Origin of the sequence: Ravibacter arvi, from assembly GCF_039540405.1 — a bacterium.
Classification (GTDB): Bacteria; Bacteroidota; Bacteroidia; order Cytophagales; family Spirosomataceae; genus Ravibacter; species Ravibacter arvi.
The window spans coordinates 46,422-67,713 of record NZ_BAABEY010000018.1 but is presented as its reverse complement, the minus strand read 5'-3'; the positions used below and the strand labels follow the sequence as shown (position 1 = coordinate 67,713).

The 21,292-nt window shown below is 53.8% G+C and carries 19 protein-coding genes; 8 read left to right on the top strand and 11 right to left on the bottom strand.

All coding sequences use genetic code 11. The features are described from left to right. Window positions 1-127: 127 nt before the first annotated feature. The 9 genes from ABD852_RS08695 to ABD852_RS08655 are packed head-to-tail and all read right to left on the bottom strand — an operon-like array spanning window position 128 to window position 14,159. Window positions 128-802 (bottom strand): SGNH/GDSL hydrolase family protein, encoded by a 675-nt coding sequence (locus tag ABD852_RS08695; protein ID WP_345027929.1) that lies wholly within the window; start codon window positions 800-802, stop codon window positions 128-130. A 12-nt stretch (window positions 803-814) separates the two neighbouring features. Beyond that, the gene (locus tag ABD852_RS08690; RefSeq protein WP_345027927.1) at window positions 815-2,785 is read right to left on the bottom strand and encodes a plastocyanin/azurin family copper-binding protein; all 1,971 of its coding nucleotides are present in this window, start codon (window positions 2,783-2,785) and stop codon (window positions 815-817) included. Continuing rightward, on the bottom strand, window positions 2,779-4,620 hold the full coding sequence (locus tag ABD852_RS08685; RefSeq protein WP_345027926.1) for a 3-keto-disaccharide hydrolase: 1,842 nt from the start codon (window positions 4,618-4,620) through the stop codon (window positions 2,779-2,781). Before ABD852_RS08685 ends, ABD852_RS08690 begins: the two co-directional genes overlap by 7 nt. Before the next feature lie 47 nt (window positions 4,621-4,667). Then, a complete protein-coding gene (locus tag ABD852_RS08680) occupies window positions 4,668-6,047 on the bottom strand; it encodes a sulfatase family protein (protein WP_345027923.1) in 1,380 nt (459 codons plus the stop codon). Between the two features lie 20 nt (window positions 6,048-6,067). After that, the gene (locus ABD852_RS08675) at window positions 6,068-7,516 is read right to left on the bottom strand and encodes a tannase/feruloyl esterase family alpha/beta hydrolase (protein WP_345027922.1); all 1,449 of its coding nucleotides are present in this window, start codon (window positions 7,514-7,516) and stop codon (window positions 6,068-6,070) included. A 43-nt stretch (window positions 7,517-7,559) separates the two neighbouring features. After that, window positions 7,560-9,062, bottom strand: coding sequence for a RagB/SusD family nutrient uptake outer membrane protein (locus tag ABD852_RS08670; RefSeq protein ID WP_345027920.1), 1,503 nt, complete (start codon window positions 9,060-9,062; stop codon window positions 7,560-7,562). A gap of 13 nt (window positions 9,063-9,075) precedes the next feature. Beyond that, window positions 9,076-12,474 (bottom strand): SusC/RagA family TonB-linked outer membrane protein, encoded by a 3,399-nt coding sequence (locus ABD852_RS08665; RefSeq protein ID WP_345027919.1) that lies wholly within the window; start codon window positions 12,472-12,474, stop codon window positions 9,076-9,078. 19 nt (window positions 12,475-12,493) lie between these two features. Next, on the bottom strand, window positions 12,494-13,519 hold the full coding sequence (locus tag ABD852_RS08660; RefSeq protein WP_345027918.1) for a FecR family protein: 1,026 nt from the start codon (window positions 13,517-13,519) through the stop codon (window positions 12,494-12,496). Then, window positions 13,503-14,159: an RNA polymerase sigma-70 factor gene (locus tag ABD852_RS08655; protein ID WP_345027917.1), complete on the bottom strand. Its 657-nt coding sequence runs from the start codon at window positions 14,157-14,159 to the stop codon at window positions 13,503-13,505. Before ABD852_RS08655 ends, ABD852_RS08660 begins: the two co-directional genes overlap by 17 nt. Window positions 14,160-14,382: 223 nt before the next feature. On the opposite strand from ABD852_RS08655, the gene ABD852_RS08650 reads away from it, so the two are divergent. From ABD852_RS08650 to ABD852_RS08620, 7 genes are all read left to right on the top strand, one after another. Continuing rightward, window positions 14,383-15,576: a beta-galactosidase gene (locus ABD852_RS08650; RefSeq protein WP_345027916.1), complete on the top strand. Its 1,194-nt coding sequence runs from the start codon at window positions 14,383-14,385 to the stop codon at window positions 15,574-15,576. A 492-nt stretch (window positions 15,577-16,068) separates the two neighbouring features. Beyond that, window positions 16,069-16,212 (top strand): hypothetical protein, encoded by a 144-nt coding sequence (locus ABD852_RS08645; protein ID WP_345027914.1) that lies wholly within the window; start codon window positions 16,069-16,071, stop codon window positions 16,210-16,212. A 178-nt stretch (window positions 16,213-16,390) separates the two neighbouring features. Then, entirely contained in the window at window positions 16,391-16,585 is a 195-nt protein-coding gene (locus ABD852_RS08640) for a hypothetical protein (RefSeq protein WP_345027912.1), read from the top strand. A 2-nt stretch (window positions 16,586-16,587) separates the two neighbouring features. Further along, entirely contained in the window at window positions 16,588-17,058 is a 471-nt protein-coding gene (locus tag ABD852_RS08635) for an RNA polymerase sigma factor (protein ID WP_345027911.1), read from the top strand. Between the two features lie 3 nt (window positions 17,059-17,061). Further along, a complete protein-coding gene (locus ABD852_RS08630; protein WP_345027910.1) occupies window positions 17,062-17,601 on the top strand; it encodes a hypothetical protein in 540 nt (179 codons plus the stop codon). Window positions 17,602-17,670: 69 nt separating this feature from the next. After that, on the top strand, window positions 17,671-18,432 hold the full coding sequence (locus ABD852_RS08625) for a class I SAM-dependent methyltransferase (RefSeq protein ID WP_345027909.1): 762 nt from the start codon (window positions 17,671-17,673) through the stop codon (window positions 18,430-18,432). Between the two features lie 229 nt (window positions 18,433-18,661). Next, on the top strand, window positions 18,662-19,000 hold the full coding sequence (locus ABD852_RS08620) for an XRE family transcriptional regulator (protein ID WP_345027907.1): 339 nt from the start codon (window positions 18,662-18,664) through the stop codon (window positions 18,998-19,000). A gap of 636 nt (window positions 19,001-19,636) precedes the next feature. Here the strand turns inward: ABD852_RS08620 and ABD852_RS08615 are convergent. Both ABD852_RS08615 and ABD852_RS08610 read right to left on the bottom strand, forming a co-directional pair. Next, window positions 19,637-20,008, bottom strand: coding sequence for a GxxExxY protein (locus ABD852_RS08615; RefSeq protein ID WP_345027906.1), 372 nt, complete (start codon window positions 20,006-20,008; stop codon window positions 19,637-19,639). A 211-nt stretch (window positions 20,009-20,219) separates the two neighbouring features. Beyond that, window positions 20,220-20,441, bottom strand: coding sequence for a SymE family type I addiction module toxin (locus tag ABD852_RS08610; protein ID WP_345027904.1), 222 nt, complete (start codon window positions 20,439-20,441; stop codon window positions 20,220-20,222). 212 nt (window positions 20,442-20,653) lie between these two features. Here ABD852_RS08610 and ABD852_RS08605 point away from each other — a divergent pair, with 212 nt between their 5' ends. Then, complete coding sequence (locus ABD852_RS08605; RefSeq protein ID WP_345027903.1) at window positions 20,654-21,094, top strand: XRE family transcriptional regulator; 441 nt, start codon at window positions 20,654-20,656, stop codon at window positions 21,092-21,094. Window positions 21,095-21,292 lie beyond the last annotated feature (198 nt).

Here is a 21,292-nt window from a genome sequence, read left to right as displayed (position 1 = left end):
GTATAGAAAGGTTTGAGGGGTGAGGGGTGAGCTGTAAGGTTTGAGCTGTGAGGGGTGAGCTATTTATTCATCAGTCGTTTGTGTGCCGCTTGTAGCTAATACCTCAAAGCTCAAGGCTCATGGCTATTCATCGTATTTCTTTTCTGATAACGCCGGCTACCTGCTCCGCCAGTACTTTACTGCCTTCTTTGGTAAAATGTACATTTTTAGGAATCTGCAATGCGGACATCCTCGGGAGGGCAAAACTGTGGAGATCATTGATCAGGACGCCGTTTTTTTTCATAATCTTCAATGCCGCCCGGTTGTAGGCCTTCACATCGGAAGCCCGGCGCAAGGGGCCGTCCGGCTTGTCCGGGAACGGTGTGGTTGTGGCAAAAATCAAAACCGCCCCTGTGCTTTTCAGCTTTTCTGTGATAGCTTTCAGATTACGGGCATATTGTTTCACATCAGCCTGTTTCGGGTCTTCTTCGCGCGTACTGTTCTGAAAAGTAACCGGGTCCACGTGCTTCAGGTCGTGGAGGCCGAAATTAAAGTGTATCACATCCCACCGGGAATCACCCAGCCAGGTATCTATTTTTTTCACGCCGTTGGTAGTGCCCTGACAGTTCTCAGCGGGCCTGGAGACCTCGGCCACCTCTTTCAGCAACTCTACAACATGCGGCGTATACCCGATGGAGATAGAATCGCCTAGAATGAGTACTCTCGGCAATGGCTTTGATACACGCAGCGGGAAAGCGCCTGAAGGCAGGGCCGCGAGCAGTCCGCCGGCTATTTTCAGGAATTTTCTTCTGTCAGATTTCATTATCGGATTAGTTTATTCTACGATCAGGTTTCCTCTCATGGTCATGTAGTGCCCCGGGAAGGTACATACAAACGGGTATATTCCAGGTTCCGGCGCAACGAAATAAATAGTTTCCCTCGTATCGGGCTGCAGGAGGCCGGTATGAAACAGTACCTGCTCACTTAGAGGCACCCAGTGAAGCTCGGGCCCCTTTAATCCCATCTCCTGTGCCATAGCGCCTACCTTATTCACTGCGTCGCCGGGCATGGTAATCACCAGGTTGTGCAGCATATCGTCGTTATTGTTGAAAGTGAGCGCTATCTTCTGTCCCGCCCTGACTTTTATCTCTGCGATATCAAACAGCATACCCGGCCGGGTGCCTACCGTCAGCGTCTGGTCGGGACTGCCCCACCCTTCCGGCAACTGCCTGATACGTTTGTGATGATCCGCGTCTCCGTCCGTTTCATTTACATGGGCTTCGTGAACGACATCTCCAGCGATTTTTCCTCCCGGCACGTTATTGAGGGTATAATATCCGACGGCATGGCGCAGCGGCTCACCCGCCGCGGACTTCACGTCCCGGGCTTTTATTTCGTGGATATATCCCTTGCGCAGCCCGTGCACAATGAGCTGCGCCGACAGCCGGTCAGGCGAAAGCCGTACTTCATGTACCATACAGGTTCTCTGGTTCAGCACTTTGCTGCCGTACCTGCTCCAGTAGTGGTAGGTAAAGCTGATCACTGAATAAGCCGACGGGTCAGAAGCCACTCCCGGGTCGGCAGGCCGCGTAAACTCGAGCAGGAACCCGTCGGGCCGGGCTTTAATAGACCTGATTTCAAACGGCGTTTTGCCCGTCCACCGCAATCGCTGCAGTCCGAACGGCTCCGGGCCTACCGAGTTCCATCCGCGGCTGGTCATCCCGACAAACATCGAGTGGTCGGCTCCCCATTTCATCCGGAACACCCCTGACGAAAAGCCTTCGGCAAAGGGAAAGCAGGCCCCCTGGTAGGCTCCCTCCACATTTTCGAGGAACACCCGCATCACTTTGCTATGCCCCTGGTCGCCCACGAACATCTGCCCGGCGAAAGGGCCGAACGCGCCTTTAGAATCGTCAAACAGCATATCGGAAGTAGAAACGCCCATCACCCCGTGCGGGAACCAGACGGCCGGGAGCTTGAACGCTTTTATACCGGCCGCTATTTCATGCATAGGCAGGCCGGTATTCTGTATATCCTCTTTTTTCAGCTTCAAAGGGGAGCCGGGTTCCGAAGTCCACTTCAACCCGGCAGGATTCCCGGCGAAATCGCCTTTCCGGAGGTGGGTAATACGGCCTGCCCCTACCCAATCGCCCTGGTTTTCACTGTAGAAAATATCGCCCCTGCCGTTGACGACCAGGCCGGCCGGAGACCGGAGGCCGGTCGCAAGCGGCGTCATCTTTCCTTTCGGCGTTATTTCCACCAGCCAGCCACGCCATTTGGCAAGACTTTCGCCCCGGCCTATCCACGAAAGGTTGAGGGTAGCCAGCATATTTCCCTGTGGTGTAAAAACGGGCCCGTAGGAATACTCATGGTAGTTGCCGGACAGCGGCCAGGCGTAGATTGTCCTGAACCTGTCGGCCGCCCGGTCTTTATCCGTATCGGTCAGCGAAGTAAGCTCGCCTCTCTGTGCAAGTACAAATCCTCCCGGCTGCGAGACCAGCCCGAGCGGTTCATGCAGGCCCGAAGCAAACTTTCTAAAAACCGGGGCTTCCCCGACCTTCAGGTAGGGGTTTTCAAGCACCCACACCTCGCCCCGGCGCGTTGCGATGCCCAACTGCCGGCCGTTTTCAGTAAAAGCCATTCCGCCCACCTCCAGCGATACGCCCGCGGGAACGGGTATGGTCTCGATCCGGTAGTAGTCGTCACCGGTTGCATTCTGCGCCGATGCCGTGCGCATTCCGGTCAGGAGGATCAACCCTGCCAGGCATTTCAGGAACACCCCTGACTGTCGATTTTTAGTTACCACGATATGACGTATGCTATTTCTGAAACCCCGTTCCCGCCCGCCCTGAGCAGTATTTCCTGACCTTCGGCGTTGGCGCGCAGCACCGGCGCGTTCCCGGTGGCCTTTAGCCTAAGGTAATATTCCTTGTCGTTGACCAGGTAGTCGCCCCCGGGCAGCTGCTCTATCACCGTACCGGAAGCTACTCTGAAGACGTAAGGTTGCCGGGCCCTGACTTTCAGCCTCCTTTCGAGGCTTCTGCCCACCTTGCCGGGAACGAGCTTATCCGATACCTCGAGCCCATCGCCGGTGTAAAAAAATTCGGGCAGGCCTTCTCTATCCAATACATACGATTTCAACTGCAGCGTTAGCGGCTCGCCCTCCGCTTTGGAGAAGCCATGGTCCCCTTTCATAGCAATGACCGGTCCGAGCGGCACGGCTACCTGCTGGTTCCCCCGCCGGTGCCACATCGGAGTAGCGTCCAGGAAGCCGCCGTCCCATACCTGCAGCAGGCTCCCGGTTTCCAGGTCAATTGAGAAATGCGTTCCCTGAGGGGTTCCGACCGAAATGCAGTGCGTCTTCTTTTCCTTCCCGGTGTTCACAAAACTCCGCTGTACCTCTGCTTTGTCTTTGCCGATACGGATCAGGACCGGCGCAACAGGGGGTTCTTTAAAAACAGACCCCTTCGAATGGAGGGGGTGCATTTCCATACCCGGCCCTTCTGCATACAAGGCAAGTCCTTCGCGCCATTGAAGCGGTTTGTTGTATATCAGCTCAAACGGTACCCGCTCCTGTGTTACCCGGTAGCGGCCGGCGGCTACCCGGTCGAAAGGGTTAGCTCCGTCGTGAACCAGGACCGTATCCCCGCCTACCACCAGCATACCGCCGCCACCGGTCTGTATGCTGAACAGGTAGTCACCCTTCTCCGGGAATTGCATTTCTCCCCTGAAAAGCAAGAGAAACGTATCTCCTGCTCCCTCCCTTCGCCACGAAAGACTGTCTGCCTGCGTGGTGGTCCCGGCATTTCGCGGAGCAAAACTCCTGAGCGAATCTCCGGGAGTGGGATATTCCGTACAGGTCATCTGGTGAAGCGTGACCTTTTTACGGTTATAAAGCTTGTACCGGATATTCCGGACCGCTATTTTGCCATGATTTCCCTGGATCATCAGCGGTCCGTACGGCTGCTCATCCGTGTAGGCGCCGGAACGCGTAGGTCCGCTGACGGCAATATCCTTCTGCACTACTACGCCGTTTACAGACACCGTTATGAACCTGGCATCGGCAATTTTCTTTCCGCCATCGTCAAATTCGGGCGCCTTGAAGTGTATGTAAATTTTCTGCCACAGACCCGGCGCCCGGCAGGCATTGACAAGCGGCGCGTAGCCTTCGTACCCTTTCTGTGTGACCGGGTCCGTACGTTGGTAAATCCCGCCCATGTCGCCGTAGCTCAGGCTTTCCTTGCCCCAGCTATCGAGAAGCTGAACCTCGTAGCGCCCCTGTAAGTATATCCCGGAATTGGCGCCTTTGGCCATGAGAACTTCCAGCTCAAGCTCCAGGTCCCCGTGCTCAAAACGGGACAAAAGGGGTGCCCGGTTACCGGCATCCATCAGGTTGGCCAGGATACCCACCCCAGGCGATACTGACAAATCTCCTGCCGCATTCCGGTCTGCGTTGGCATTGCCAGCTATTCGCCAGTTGGCGCCGGTCGTTTTAAAAGCTGACAGATCTGCCAGCGCAACCGCGGTGTAGGGAAGACGATGCCCGCTGTCCTGCCCCTCTGCCGGCGCAGGATTCAGAAAAAACAACGCGGGGATTATGCCAGGCCACCACGCCGGTACCCGTATGAATGCTCTGATCATATTACCACTTTGTGGTTTGGAAACGCTCTTGACTTATCTTGTCCCGGTTATTTATAATCTTCTCCTTTCGCGCTGCGCAGGCACGAAGCCAGCCACTGTTCATAGGCCGCAGCCATATCTGATACGCGCTCCCGGTTCTCTGCCGCTATATCCTTTGTTTCATAGGGATCGTTCAGCAGGTCATATAACTCATAGCTGGCGCCGTCGTCCGGCGAATAAAGCTTAAAACGGTCGTCGGTATAAGCCCTTTGCTTGTAGGACTTGAAAGCTATCGGGTGGTTGCGCGGGTGGTTGTCGCCTTCCAGCAGACCGGTGAGGTCCACACCGTCGAGCGGGCGCGGATGAGCAGCCGGGCTTTTGCCGAGGATGGCCAGGATGGTAGGCAGGTAGTCGGAGGTAGAAACGGGCACTGATACTTTCCGGTGACTGCCAAACCTGGCAGGCCATTCCAGGAGTCCCGGCACACGCACGCCTCCTTCATAAAGACTACCCTTCCTGCCTCTGAAAAGACCGGGAACGCCCTGCTGTCTTTTCCCCGGGTATTGCGCTATTCCCCCGCCCTCCCCGGCGGGGCCGTTATCGGAAGTAAAGATGATGATCGTATTCTTTTCAATTTTCAGTTGTCTCAAAAAGCTTCTCAAACGCCCGATTTGCTCGTCCATGGCCGTAATACACCCGTAGTAATGCTGCCGGTCCTCGTCGAAGCCTGTATACCGGGCCCGGTACGCAGGCCCGGCGGCTACGGGGCTGTGAGGCGCATGAAACCATATCACCGAAAAGAAAGGGGTCTTATTTTTTGCTGATTTCTCTATAAAAGGCAGGGCGCGGTCCATGATAACCCTGGAATCGTCACCGTCCAGACTCCCGGTTGCTTCCCGGTCCGGGGCAGTCCAATACCTGGAGGGCGTTGACTGCTCCTTCATAGGGTCCCAAGTAGGGACCGCGATTTCAGTAGCCAGTACGTTGTCGAACCCGAACGACCAGGGCGGGGCAAAATGTTCCCGCTCTTTTTCCTTTCCGCCTCTGTGCCCGTCCCGCTGTGTGGTGGTCAGCGTACCCAGGTGCCATTTGCCGAAAAAACCGGTCGAATAGCCTTCCTTTTTCAGGATCTGCGGCAGGGTAATTTCTTCCGCGGGAAGGTGACCGACGTTGGCAAAGAAGATCCCGTGTCGCTCTGCATTTCTTCCGGTAAGGCAACTGGCCCGTGTGGGCGAACAGACCGGTGCGGCCGCGTAAGCGCGGGTAAACTGGATACTGCCGGCGGCCATCCGATCGAGGTGCGGGGTGTGTATAAACGGGTTGCCGTTGAATCCGACATCTCCCCAGCCCAGATCATCGGCCATAACCAGGATGATATTCGGTTTTGACTGCGAAAGCCCGGGTAGCGCGGCAAACAAAAGAATGATAAACTTTAAAATGAATTTCATTTCCAACACAATTGAGCCGTTTATTTAAAGCTGCTTTCCAGATTCGGGTCACCGGCGCCGTCGTATACGGGTACCCTCGGGTAAGGAAATGCCGGCCTTGTCATAACCACTTTACCGTTTTCCGTCTTCGAAAGGATCACCCTTTCCGGCGCCATGTCTTTTTCCACCCAATCGGTTATCAGCCTGAACCAGTCGGCCTTACCCGGCCCTCTGCCGCCGGTATGGGTAACGCCGGGCAGCATAAACAAGCGGATATTGTTTTCGAGATGAGTATCCGCAGCAGCGGCTTCCTCATAGTGGCGGACCAGGTCAAGCGCCGATATCAGCGGGTCAGCCCAGCCCTGGTACAGGATCATTTTCCCGCCACGGGCCTTGAAGGCCGAATAATCTGTCTGTGCTGCATTGAGGTAGGCCGCCGCATAACGCGTATCGCGGTAAACCCGTTGCCAGTCATAGCGGTCATACCGCCATTCGCTGTCATTAAAAACCAGGTATCTGAACGTTTCCATCCCGTAGAATGCCTGCCAGGTCGGATAGGGCCTGCTGCCTTCTATCGGCCCCGTAACCGAAGGAAACCAACCGGTCTTCTCGTTCTCCCCGCCCGGGGGAAACCCGCTGTGTATTACTTGATCACCGTCCCTGACGGGGGCATAGATGCTTTTCAGGGTCTCTACCTGCTTCGCCGTGAAACAATCAGCTCCCGGCATATCGTTTTTGCACCGCGGAAGATCTTCCAGGCTAAAGCTACACCGGAGCGGGTCGCTTATTATCGAATCCCTTACCCCGTCATATGCGTCGCAATGTCCCAGTATATGCCGCTGTAATACCTGCAGGTGGTCGCTGGTGATGACGGGCTGCCGGTTTTCGGGAGAACCATACAGGGCCCGCGTGTTCAGATTGAATTTCACAGCCATCCCTACCCAATTAAAGGCCGGGGCTCCGGCCACTATGCCGTCGAAATCCTGCGGATACCGCTGGGCTTCCATCATCGCCTGTCCGCCACCCCTGGAAAGTCCAATGAAATACGAATACCGGGGCGGGGCGGCATAGTAGTGGCGGATGACCGCCTTTGCCACTTCGGCCGTCCGGTGAACTGCAGCATGACCAAAGTTCAGTTGCCGCTCCATATTGTTGAGCCCCCAACCGGCATCGGTACCTTTATGGCCGGTGTCGGTTCCTACCGTTGCGAAGCCGTCAAAGGCCATGTTTCTTGCGCGGTTCATCACATACCCCACGAAACCGCCGCCGCCGCCCATTACGAAACGCTCGTTCCACCGGGCCGGCAGCAACAGCTCAAAAGTGATCTCCCTTCCTATCACCCCTTTCAGCACGCAGACCTCCTTTTGGGTCAATACCGATACGGAGTCGACACGCACATCGGGAAGCAGGAGTTCTTTCAGGCTTTCACAGCTTCTGCAGGGAGGCCTGGTCCCGTCGTCTGCCCGGACGGTATGGGCGGTTTGCACCATCCACCCTAAACAAAGGGCCAGGAGGAAAAGCCGTATCGGCGGGCTAATAATTCGGGTTTTGCCGGAGCAACGTATTGACATCAACTTCACTTTGAGGAAAGGGGAAAACGTAATGCCGGGACGGATCGAAATTCCTGCGCACGCCCCCGGGATCTACAATGGAAGGTATAACCGTTTCGGCTGTTTTCCAACGTTTCAGGTCCAGGTACCTGCGGCCTTCGGCTCCCAGCTCCACACGGCGTTCATGCCTGATCTTCAGGCGCATCCCCTCCTTATCCAAACCTGCCGGGAGCGGCGGCATTTTTACCCCGGGCCTGTTACGCACCTGGTTCACGGCATCGTAGACGCCCTGGTCGGGGCCGCTCGCTTCATTGCGGGCTTCCGCATAGATCAGCAGCACTTCCGCATAGCGCAGCAGCACAAAATCCTGGTCGCTCCGGGTAGCATACGACAACGGCAGATGGGTGGGATCTACGTATTTCCTGACCGCATAAGGACTATGCAGCCCGCTTACGCTGCTCACATGCTTCATCCCGTTATCCGGGTTGACAATAGGCTCGGAGACATGCCTGATTGTGAAGGAGAGGCGCGGGTCACGGTTTTTAAAAATACTGTCCGGCCGGTAGAGCGGTGATTCGGAAATGGGCTTTCCGTCTGTGCACTCAAACTCGTCTACAAAATCCTGCCGAGCGTTCAATGCCAGCGATGCCCCGTACTTCATATCGGCCCCTTCGGTCGCGTACCGGTCGGGATTCAGGTAGCGTGCGGAAAAGATAATTTCAGGGTTATTATCCTGCCTGGCGGCCAGGAACAGGTCCGGGTATTTGCCCGAAAGACTGAATTTGCCCGACTGCATTACCTGGAGCGCAGCGTCTGCAGCCTCGGCCCATTTCCCCTGGTGAAGCAATATTTTAGCCTTCAGCGCGTGCGCCGATCCTTTGACTGCATGCCCTTTGTAGGCGGCATCGGGAAGATGGGCAATCGCGAAATCCAGGTCGGTTACCAACCGGCTGATAATTTCTGCTTTAGCCGTTTGGGTGACGAACGCATTTTCAAGTGTTGCCGCGGTAAGGTAGAACGGCACGCCCCCGTAAAACTCCGTCAGCGTAAAGTAAAAGAGTGACCGCAGGAACAATGCCTCCGCTTTAAAGGCATTCTTTTTTTCTTCGCTTACGGGTGTTCGGTCGATATTGTTAAGGAAAACATTGCAGGAGGAAATACCGCGATAGGCGTCCTGATAAATTGCTTCCACGACGCCGCCCGTGGTAGGTTCCACTATTCCCTTGGCGATATTATCGATCCGGCCGTAAGTCCCGAAAAGATAAAAATCATCGCTTATGGCGTCCCAGTCAAGCTGGTTGATATCAAACGTATTGTTGAGCAGACGGCTGTAGATCCCGGCCAGCGCCATTTCAGCGTCGGTCTCGCTTTTCCAGAATGTCTGAATGGATATTTTATCCGGCGGATTTTTAGTCAGAAAATCTTCGCAGGATGAAAGCGTCCCTACGATGGCCGTCCCCAGAAATACCTTTATAAACCTGTTCATATGCTTCAAGAGATTAGAATCTGACATTTAACCCGGCTGAGAGTATTTTTACCTGCGGATAGGTCGCAAACCGCTGGCGTCCTACCCCGAGCCGTTCGGGATCTGCGCCGGGATACTTCGTGAAAGTCAGCAGGTTATCGCCTGAGACGTAAACCCTGAGGTTTTTCATCTTTACCTTCCGCGCCAGCGCTACAGGCAGCGTATACCCGACGACAAGATTTTTTAGCCTCAGGTAGGAAGCATCCTGGAGAAAGAAGGTAGACCGGGTGCCGGTAACCGGGCCGTAGCCGTCCTGGTACATGGCGGGATATTTATTGGTTTTGTTTTCTTCAGTCCAGGCGTTTTTGGCAAACTCAACCGTAGGGGCCGCGCCCTGGGTAAAGGGGACCGTTCCCCAGCGGTCTACAAAAAACTTCATCCCCTCCAGGCCCTGGAAAAAGGCAGACAAGTCAAACTGCTTCCAGGAAAGGTTCAGCCCGCCGCCGTAGTAAAAGTCCGGGTAGGCGCCGTCGACCACCACGCGGTCGTCGGCATTGATTACACCGTCGTTGTTCTGATCCTTGAATTTCAGGTCGCCCGGCTTGGGATTGAACGGGTGTGCCGGACTATTGTCGATATCCTGCTGCGACTGGAAAATCCCAATCCACTCCACCATATAGTTCGACATCCACGGAAGCCCCTCCTGGATCGTATTGTTGGTGTCATAAAAAGGTGCTCTCACTTTCAGCACCTTGTTGCGGTTGGTCGAAAAGTTGCCGTGGACGGTATATTTCAAGCCACCCAGCCGGTTGGTATGGCTGAGCTCCAGCTCGAAGCCTTTGTTCTCCATTTTAGCGAAGTTGACCGTGGGCGCGTCCAGGCCGATGCTCAGCGGGATTTCTATGTTGTACAGAATATCGTCCGTGATCTTCCGGTAGAGATCGAAGGTTCCCGAGAGCTTTCCACCGAAGAGCGAGAAATCCAGGCCGAAATCGGTCAGCGTAGTAGTTTCCCATCTCAGGTTTTTATCGGTAAGCCTGGTCAAAACCACTCCCTGCTCGAGGGTGGCGAAAGGATAGGTTGAAACCGACAGGATGTCCTGGTACGGGTAGTAGTCGATGTTCTGGTTCCCGAGTTTCCCCCACGAGGCCCTGACCTTCAGGTTGTGCAGCCAGCTGCTTCCTTTCAGGAATTCTTCATTGGAAATCCGCCAGCCCGCCGAAATGGACGGGAATCCGCCCCAACGGCTGCTACTGTGCAGTCGGGAAGTACCGTCGTACCTGAAATTCGCCTCCAGCAGGTATTTCTCTTTGAAGTTATAGCCCAATCTTCCGAAAAAAGACCGGATCGCCCATTCGTAGGAAGTTCCGGTGGTAGCCTGTCCGTTGACAGAGCCGCCGTCAATCTCGGTAAGACCGTCGGAAGGATACGAAATTCTGGAGCCCTGTAAAAAGCGGTTGACAAACGACTCCTGGTTATAGCCGGCAAGCCCTTCGAGCGCATGGCCGCCTGCAAAATTCCGGTTGTAATGAAGCGTGGAATAAACCGTAGTGAGCAGAGAAGTATTAAAGTTGTCGCGCACGCCGAGCGTGGTCGACACCCCGTTGTTCTGGTATTGCCCGTCGGAGAAAAAATACACATCTACCGGGTGATCTACCAGTTTTGAAAAATCGCTTACAAAGTTCACCGCGCCTTTGACGCTCCATTTGAGATCTTTAAGAAGGTTGACATCCACGTAAGTCTGCGCCGCCAGGTTGTTCTTTTCAAAGGTAGTTCCTCCGCTGGCCAGGATCGAGAGCGGGTTCCGGTTGGAAGGGACGCCCTGGCGGTAATTTCCTGCAAAACGCCCGCTCCCATCGGGAAGGTACACAGAAGTCGTAGGGTTCCGGGAATAAATCGTCAGCATAAAGTTGTCGTCGGTGTAGGTGGGTTCATCCACAATTTTCCTTGTCCAGGCCACTCTGCCGCCTATACTTACGATGTTATTGACTTTCGAATCGAGGTTGAGATTGAAATTATACCGTTTGTAATCGTGCCCGCTCACGATACCGTTCTGGTCAAGATAACCGAGCGCGACGTTGTAGGTAGTTTTGTCGCCGCCGCCATTGGCCGCCAGATAATGGTTCTGAGAGGCGGCATTCCCGACCATGTGCTTCACCCAGTCAAAGTTCGGATAGCGTACCCGGTCGGTGGCGTTGCGGTAGGCGTCAATTTCCTGCTGGCTAAAGAGGGCTGCCTGGTTCGCCCGGGTCCGGGCGGTATTCCAGTATTGCATATAGTCGGCCGAATTGGTCACCAGCTCGGGGAGCGCCGTCGGCTGGTGCAACTGGAAATCTGCGCGGTAGTCGAGGTTGAACGAGCCGGCCGCCCCTTTGCGGGTGGTGACGAGAATAACACCGTTGGCCGCTCTTGCGCCGTAGATAGCAGACGAGGCGGCATCCTTCAGCACCGACACCGATTCTATATTATCGGCGTTCAGGTTGGTCATATCGCCTACGATCCCGTCTATAAGGACCAGCGGGGCGTTCCCTACCCCACTGAACGTCCCCATTCCGCGGATGGTCATGACGGCGCCGTCATCCCCGGGTTGCCCGGAATTCTGTACCACCTGCAGGCCGGGCACCTTCCCCTGCAACAGGTTCTGGGCATTCGGCGCGGGTCTTTTTATGAGCTCGTCTGCCGAAATGGTAGAGACAGAACCGGTAAGGTTTACTTTTTTCTGTTCGCCGTACCCTACCACAATCACTTCGTCGAGCGCTTTTTCGTCTACCTCCAGCGATACTTCCAGGCTGCTGCGGTTGCCCGCTGTCACTTCCCGGGTTATATACCCGACAAAAGAAAACACGAGCACTGCGTTGGCATCGGGAACAGTCAGCGAAAAGCTCCCTTCGCCATCGGTAATCGTCCCGGCCTGGGAGCCCTTGACCAGGATACTTACCCCCGGAAGAAGCTCTCCCTTTTCATCGCGGACAACCCCTTTTATGACCTGCTGCACCACTTCAGGCTGCGCAATAGGTGGAGTTTCTTCCGTTCCGGCAGCACCGGTTTCCGGCTCAACCAGCACCGTTACCTTATGCGCTATACGCTTGCCGGTGATGAGGTAGGAATTCCCCCTGGCCTTCCTGTACTTTAAGCCCGTGTCTAAAAGGATGGAACGGAGATTCTGTTCAATTCCCGCCGAAAAATCCAGCCGGTCCACCCTGACGCCGAGGCCTTCTACCTGTTGGTCGTTGTAGAGAATATGCACTTTGTAGCGTCCCTTGAGCTCATTGAGGACTTCCGACAACTCGCGCGTGTTTTCCGGAGAGACGTGAGAGAGCGAGGGCCTGCTACTCTGCACGGATGACTCAGACCGGGCGGTGCTGCCGAGAAGCAGCACAATTGTCAGAGCCATAGCAACGACTCTTACCTTCAGTAAATCTGATTGCATCATATTTAGGGTCATTATTGGTTTATTCGGGTTTAGGAACCAGCTTGTATTTGTCTTTCTCCTTTTTCACGTCCAGGTCCAGCACTTCGGCTATGGTCAGTAGGAGCTCTTCCCCCCGGTTGGCCTCATACGTACCGGTCAGCGACAGCTCCCCCAGCTCATCCTTTTCCAGGCTTACCGTCAGGTCATAATTTTCGGATAACATGTGCAGGATTTCAGAAAGAGGCGTTTTTTCGAACCTGAACTGTCGGGCCGCCCAGTTGCCTGAAGGCTCGGCCTGCGCCACCTCGTCCAATACCATCCCTCCTTTTGCGTCGAGTGTCACCTGGTCGCCCGGGGCCAGCACCACCTGGTTGAACCGCTGGTCTGCCCCGCGGTACCGTAACTCTACTTTGCCTTTGTTCAGCTTCACACGGGTGCCTCGGGAACGCGCAAACACGCTGAATTCGGTACCGAGCACCACCACTTCCGCCGCATTCAGCGTTTTTACCACAAACTTCCGGTCCTTGTCCAGGTGGGCCACCGAAAACAATGCTTCGCCTTGCAGGACCACCTCCCTGGTATCGTTTCCGAAGCCGAACCGGGGTACCTGAAGAGAAGTATTGGCGTTCAGCACCACCGAGCTTCCGTCGGAAAGGAGCAGCGACCTTGTTTCACCGTAACCGGTTGTATAGGTTACATTGGCTAGCTTACGATAAAACGGCGCGGTAACCGCCAGGAGGAGTATCGCCACGGCCGCACACGCCGCCGCCCAGTACCCCATCCGCACTCTTCCCGGAAGCCGGCTCCTTTGGGGCGGGGCTGTCGCCTGCGTTACCGACGTAGGGGTGCGCTCCTTTTTATCCAGAAAACTCCTGAGCTTCCCGATCCCCCGGACCGGGTCAGGTGTATACTGTAAACGTTCCAACTCCCATTCGTGGAGCCAGGCGTAAAACCGCTCCTCGTTTTCCTGGTTTTCCAGCCACTCTTCTACCTGCTTTGCTTCCAGGGGCGTTACCTTTCCGTCGAAATAATCAAAAATGCGCTGTTTGCTAAAAGTAATCTTCATGGCTGTTGCTCCCCCATTTTTCCCTTAATACATCTCTCAGGTGGTGACTCGCCTGGCGAATCTGTACTTCCACGGTACGAACCGAAATGCTCAGCTCTTCGGCAATTTCCTGGTACTTTTTTCCTTCAAAGCGGTTCATCAGGTAAATCTTTCTCCTGTGCAGGGGCAGGCCCTGGATGGCGGCTTCAACGTCGCGGCGCAATTCCTCGTAATGGGCCATTGCATCGGGCTGCTGACTTTCGGGCGTACTGCGGTAATAAACCTCCTCGAGGCCCGTGTCCCGGCGCAACGCCTGTCGCAGGTAATTAAAAGCCCGGTGCCGGACGGTCTTGTACAGGTAAGACCGGTAAGAAGTATTGATATCCCTGAATATATTTTCTTCGTAAAAGTCGCAGAAAACCTCGGCCACCAGGTCCTCGGCGATGGCAGGTGACGCCAGGAACCGCACGGCATGGCTGCAGAGCGCCGCGTAGTAGTTCCTGAACAGCAGCTCACAGCCCAGCTTTGGGTCCTGGCCGAAAGCATGCCTGATAAAACGTTCGTTATCAACCGCAGGCGGCTCATTACCCGAAACCGGCCGCTCCCCGGCCAAGTGTTCACTTTTGCCGGCAGATCGCTTGTCCCTGTTTTCTTCTGCCATAGTATATCCGGGAATTGAGAAATGTGCCTTTTTTGGCGTTTTCCTATCAGACACATAGCCCAGCGCAAAACCCTTATGTAATTACAATTTTATTCGGGAATTTTACCACTAGGAGGTGGCGGATGGAAGTAGGAAAAAGCAGAGGAGATGGTTCGGAGAGGTACTCCCTCCAACCTTTACCGTATTAACAGGTAAATTACCTGTTTCTCAATCCCTTTCCTTTATGAGATATTCGCTTGTCATCGTACTCCTCACTTTATTATTCACCCGGGCCCTAAGCCAGGACAAACTTCCGGCCGGCAAGCCCCTGCCTGTACTTGCCTGGATGGGCGTTCCTGCGGAAGAAACCTCCGAAGCGCGGTTCAGGGAGTTGAAGGAGGCCGGAATCTCGCTCAATTTCGTGCACTACCCCGACCTGGCTGCCGTAGAAAAAGCGCTCGAAATTGGCAAAAAGACGGGTGTGCAGCTCGTAGTCGCCTGTCCGGAGCTTAAGAGCGAGCCGGAGAAAACCGTGAAACGCCTGATGAACCACCCGGCGGTGGCCGGCTACTACCTCAGGGACGAACCTTCGCGGAAGGACTTCCCCGAACTGGGCGAATGGGCAAAACGGATCCGGAGCGTCGACAAGTCCAAATTTTGCTATATCAACCTGTTTCCGACCTATGCCAGCAAGGAGCAGCTCGGTACCGAAACCTATCGCGAATACGTGGAAACCTTTGTAAAAGAGGTGCCCTTGCCCTTTATCTCATTTGACCATTACCCTTTGATGAAAAACCGGGTCAGTACCAGGGATTATTACGAGAACATGGAAATCGTCGCCGACATTGCCCGGAAATCGGGGCGCGACCTCTGGGCGTTTTCACTTGCAGTGGCCTTTCATGACTATGCGATTCCGACGCTTGCCGAGATGAAATTCCAGGTCTACAGCATCCTGGCGTACGGGGCGCAGACGGTTCAGTACTTTACCTACTGGACGCCTGTTACAGATGTATGGGACTTTCACCACGCACCGATCACCGCCGACGGTAAACGCACCGACACCTATGAGCACGTCAAAACGATCAACCAGGAGATACAGTCACTGGCAGGCGTATTTGTGGGCAGTAAAGTCCTTTCGGTATGGCATACCGGCGACAAAATCCCGCAGGGCACCAGGCGCATGGCTGCGCTTCCGCCAAAAATCAAAGTACTGGAAACCACCGGCGGGGGGGCGGTGGTCTCGCTGATGGAAAAAGGGAACGACACCTTCCTGGTCATTGTAAACCGTGACTACCAGCAACCGATGAAGCTGACGCTGGTGGCTGAAGATGATGTCAGAAAAGTACAAAAAGACGGCACGCTCGTTCCTGCCGGCGCCTATACCAGCACGCTCGCCGTTGATCCGGGAGATGTGGCAATTTATATGTGGAAAAAATAGAAGATAGCGGGTGGCCACGAATTCCATTGAAGCACGTTTGGTGCTTTGATTTAAATAAACAACGCTTAGCTTTTGACCTGGTTGAGGATCAGACATCCGGCAGATTGTGTTAAAGGGGTTCGACGGGCTCACCCGCCATCCGGCAGGCGCCATCCGGACGGTGCCGTCCGGACGGCGCCTGAGCCTGTCGAAGGCTTATATTTGGATACCCATTCAATAGAAGCCATGCGTTCCATCAGGTATCTGTAAGTTTGTTGTACAGAATGCACGAATTGTGTCGGTTTTGTTGGGGGTATTCGGTGTAGTAAAGTGCAGGTGTGTTACGAGACTATATATTTTTTTGTTGAATTGATATACAGGGATAAAATACTTTTGACGGTCTCAGGCGCCGTGCAAGTGGCACGTCCGGATAGCACTGGCCGGAGGGTTATCCTGAGAAAGAAGTTTTTTGCGAAAACACGTTGCAGGGGAGATGACAAATAGATGTTGTCAATGGAAGTCAATGGTAGCCGGAGGCTACACCCGGACGGTCATCCTGAGCGGAGCGCAGCGGAGTCGAAGGATCTCCTGTTGCAAGAAAAAAGCCCTCGGAAAGGGATTGGGGAGCGGGAGATCCCTCCACTGCGGTCGGGATGACCCTCCGGGTGGAGTGGCGCCAAACTTGTTGTTAACCCTACTGTTGTCAATGGTAGCGGCGACTTTGAGTCGACTTTTCGGGAGTCGAAGGATCTGCTGCAATATGTCCCTCCAAAAAATTCCTTCCGTTGTGTAAGTTTTTTCCATGCGCTGCAACTAACCCGGCAAACAATCACTTATGCAAAAGATCAACCCGGGGTTTCAGACACGCTTTCGGTTCTTTAGCCTCCCTTTTGAAACTTACCCGGAAAACAAAATGACGTTTTCCTGTAAAAACGCGCCGGTAAGCCTTATTTTTATGTCAGGCGGAAAAAGTCGCATTACCGACCCGGAAGCGGAAATAAGGGGGCAACACCAATTCCTGAAACACTAGCCATGGAAGAAGCGCAATTCGTACGCCTCATCAACGAGCACCAGGGCATTATCCACAAGATTTCCCGACTTTACCGCGATTCCCCGGAGGACCGGGAAGACCTCTTCCAGGAAATCGTCTTTCAACTATGGAAATCACTGCCGTCCTTCCGGGAAAAGGCCGCGTTCAGCACCTGGATGTACCGGATCGCCCTCAGTACGGCTATCTCGGCCTTCCGCAAAAAACGGCCGGATATCCGTTACACCGCCGCCTTACCCGACGCACTGGAGGAACCACCCGAATCGCATGACCGGCGCGAGCGTCTGTTCGGGGCCCTCCGGAAGTTAAACGACGCCGACAAAGCGCTGATCACCCTTTACCTGGAAGACCTCTCCTACCACGAAATCGCGGAAATTTCCGGTATCAGCGAAAACCATGTAGGTGTGAAGCTCAACCGCATCAAACAAAAAATCCAGCAACTTTTAAAACACTGACTCATGGAAAATGATCCTTTAAAATCAGCCTGGCATAACATCGCCACCCCGCAGAAAAACGACGCAGAGTTAACGTCGATCCTGAAAGAAAGCGCCCACCCGGTACTGAAAGAGATCCGCCGGCAACTGCTTTTTGAGACCGTTGCGTTCTCACTTTTCCTCCTGGTGTATTACGATTTTTTCGACGGCGACCGCAAGCCGCTATACGCCAACCTGCTGCTCGTCGGCGTGCTGTTGCTGGTAATCGGGCATAACGTGGCCGGGTACCTGATCGCCAGGCGCGGCATCACCGGCAGCAACATCCGGCAGGCGCTGACAAACCGCCTTTCCGGGATGAAAACCTATGCGTTTGTGTCGGTAACGCTGCGGGTATTGAGCGCTGCCGGGTTGTGGTTCTTTTTTATTTCCGTTATGGACCTTGATGCACACCGGTACGGGCTGCTCGCACTCGGTATGGTGATCGTCTCGGTCCAGGTTTTCTTCTTGTCCAGGATCTGGGCCGGCAGGATAAAACGTATGAAAGAGGCCATAGCAGGGTTTTGACCTGGCCTGTCACCCGCTTTTACCTGCTCAGATAGCGCGCATTCGCCCGAAAATCGGTATATTTGATTTATGGAGCAGCAAAATACCACCCGTTTCAGCAACCGTGTCGACGACTACGTGACCTACCGTCCCGGTTATCCCGGAGAAATTGTCGGTTTCCTTGAAAAACAATACGGCCTTAGTTCCGGCAACCTGCTTGCCGACGTCGGCTCGGGTACAGGCATTTCGTCCGAGCTGTTTCTCAAAAACGGCTACCGCGTCATCGGCGTGGAGCCCAACAAGGAAATGCGTGAAAAATCGCAGGACCTGCTCGGCAGCGAACCGCGTTTTACGGCAGTTGACGGCACGGCGGAGCATACCGGCCTCGCCACCGGAAGCATCGACGCCCTAATTGCCGGCCAGGCCTTCCACTGGTTCGACCGCGACAAAACCCGGCAGGAGTTCACCCGTATCCTGAAACCGGGCGGCCTGGTGGCCCTGATCTGGAACGAACGGCTTACCACCAGTGCGTTTGAGCAGGAATACGATCAACTGATCATCCGGCACGGCAAAGACTACGTGCAGGTAGATCACCGGAACATCGACCTGGACAAAATCGAGGCGTTTTTCAGTCCTGCCGCCGTGACGCTGACCGTTTTCCCTAACCACCAGGACTTTGACTTTAACGGACTGGAAGGCCGCCTGTTATCCTCGTCCTACATGCCCGCCAAAAACGAACCCGGCTACATGGCCATGTCCGCCGACCTGAAAGCCCTCTTCGACCGCTACCAGCAAAACGGCCGCATCCGGATCAATTATGATACCAAGGTATTTGCGGGGAGATGGGTGTGATGAAGAAGCGCCACGCATCTACGTACCGACTACGCCACGAATTCACGAATAAAACCTGTGCAATTCGTGCATTAGCGATATTTTTTTGCCACGAAGGGCACGAATAAAACCCAACTACATTCGTGCCCTTCGTGGCCCCACAATACAACGCCCGGTAATTTACCGCCCCATTCATTTTTTTACCACCTCGTAAACGACGTAGATTTGCTCCGTACCAAATCCTGATACGATGCCAAATCAAACCACCGCGCGCGACGGGCAGAAAATTTCCCTCTCCCGGCCCGCCGAAGCATCCGAAGCCACTCCCCTTCAGCAGATTTTAGCCTTATTAAACGTCCCCGTGAACCCATTGCAAACCTTTGACCAGGAAAAAACCGTGAATATTATAGGCAATACCTTCAGCGATTTCAAAGGCGCCTCATCGGCCATCAACGTCAGGCCTACCTTCAACAACCCCATCGAATGGATCTCGAAGCTGCACGAAGAAAAAATGGAGCTGTACGAACGCATGCTCAGGGAAAAAGACGAGCAACTCGAGCGGTTGAAGCGGCTGACGGAGGAGCGGTAAAAGGGTCCGAGTTTCTTTCATGACTTCGTGACTTAAATCAATTAAGGTAATTCCGGTTCCACATTTATACCAGGAAACACCTACCTTACAACCGATTACAACCTCGGGTTTCCCGGCCTGACCGAAACCGTCAAAGAAAACGAATTAGAACAGAGATTGATCGGCAAAATCCGGCAGCTAGCCACAAATTCACGAATAAATACATTAGCTAAAATTTGAATTCGCGCCCTTCGTGGCTGCTAACGACTCAAAGAATTAGCCACGAATTCACGAATAAACGCATCAGCTAAAATTTGAATTCGTGCCCTTCGTGGCTGCTAACGACTCAAATAATTAGCCACGAATTCACGAATAAATGCATCAGCTAAAATTTTAATTCGTGCCCTTCGTGGCTGTTAACGACTCAAAGAATTAGTCGAGAATTCGCGAATAAATACATCAGTTAAAATTTTAATTCGTGCCTTTCGTGGCTGCTAACGACTCAAAGAATTAGCCGCGAATTCACGAATAAATGCATCAGCTAAAATTTGAATTCGTGCCCTTCGTGGCTGCTAACGGCTCAAAAAATTAGCCACGAATTCACGAATAAATGCATCAGCTAAAATTTGAATTCGTGCCCTTCGTGGCTGCCCGTCCTCAAAGCACCACCCGCTTATAAGTCAACTTTTCCTCTCCGAAGTTCACTACCAACGCCAGCTTATTCCCCGACACTCTCAGGTAATTGATCGCCTGCGCGATATGCTCATCCGCAATACCCGATTTCCCTTTCACCTCCAGTATAATTTCACCTTCCACCACGAAGTCGGCATAAAACCGGTGCGGCAGCACAATCCCCTTGTAGTGCACAAAATATTCCTTCTCCCTTTCATAGACCATACCTCTGCACCGGAACTCATACTCCAGTGCATCCTTATAAACGATTTCGAGGAACCCCGCCCCAAGATGGCGATGGATCTCCATGCAAACACCAATAATGCGATAGGCTTCTTCCTTCAGGATCAATTCCATAGAGCCGGAGAAGATAGTCTGTAAAGTATAGCATTGACCTGACCAAGATAAACAATAACGCCATGAATTCACAACAACGGACGGACACCTGCGGATAAAAAGTCAAAAATTCGTGCATCCGTGGCCCCAATTTTTCAGCCACCAATTTACCGCGAGGCTACCGGTACGTCATTACAGAACCGTGAATAACCAAAATTCGTGTCCTTTGTGGCTACCTCTCCACCTTCCTGATCGTAAGCCGGCCCTCCTCCTGCACCACTTCTATATGCTGCCCCGGTCCAAAACCGCAATCGGCCAGCCACTGCCCCATGAGCCTGATTTCGGGGTAAACCACCTGATGACGCCCATACGCCACATTGCCGCCGCGGGTAAAAATCTTGTCGTACACCTTGAGCGTGCGTACCTTCGCCTGACCTTCTTTGATCGTTTCCATGTGCTGCTTTTTTTAGGTCAAAGCACGGCATGCGTCCGCCGGTACACCACTTCCCAGCCCGGTGTTTCACCAGGTGTGTATCCGGTATTTTACCGGGGTATAGGTGGTAGGCCGCCACGAATTCACTAAAGAAATTCGTGCTCTTCGTGGCAACCCCTCTTCCGAATCTCCCCGGAATAATTTATATTTGGTATCCCTTAAATTTCAATACTATGCCAAACCATACAATCCACCAGGGCCGCAACCTGAAGCGCTTCCGCGAGATGCTCAACCTCAAGCAGGAGGCACTCGCATGGGAGCTCGGTGAGGACTGGAACCAGCAGAAAGTATCACTCCTCGAGCAAAAAGAAACCATCGACCGACCCATACTCGATCAGCTCGCAGCCATCCTCAAAATCCCCGCCGAAGCCATTCAGAACTTTGATGAAGAAAACGCCGTCAACGTTATTGCGAATACGTTTAATAGCAAAGATAGCGCTACAGGCAATTCCATCAACTACGGCACCATCAATTACAACCCGGTAGAAAAGCTTATCCAACTTCACGAGGAGAAGATGTCGCTTTATGAGCGTATGCTCAAAGAGTATGAGCGCATGTTGAAAGAGAAGGATGAAATAATAGCTCGGGTAGAGCGATTAGCGGAACTCAAGTAATATTTGGGCGTGCCCCTACGGGCCGGGCTAGCTGCGCTAGTAACCTTCGCGCCAAAGCAACATAAGGTTGCTTCGCCACTCGGTTATGCTGCAAGTCCTCGCTCGTTCCTCGCTGTGGGCTTTCCGCTGCTATCCCTCACGCGGGGGCTTAACTTCTGCTTCTATTAAATGACAATAAGTACTTTGCATAGAATATGT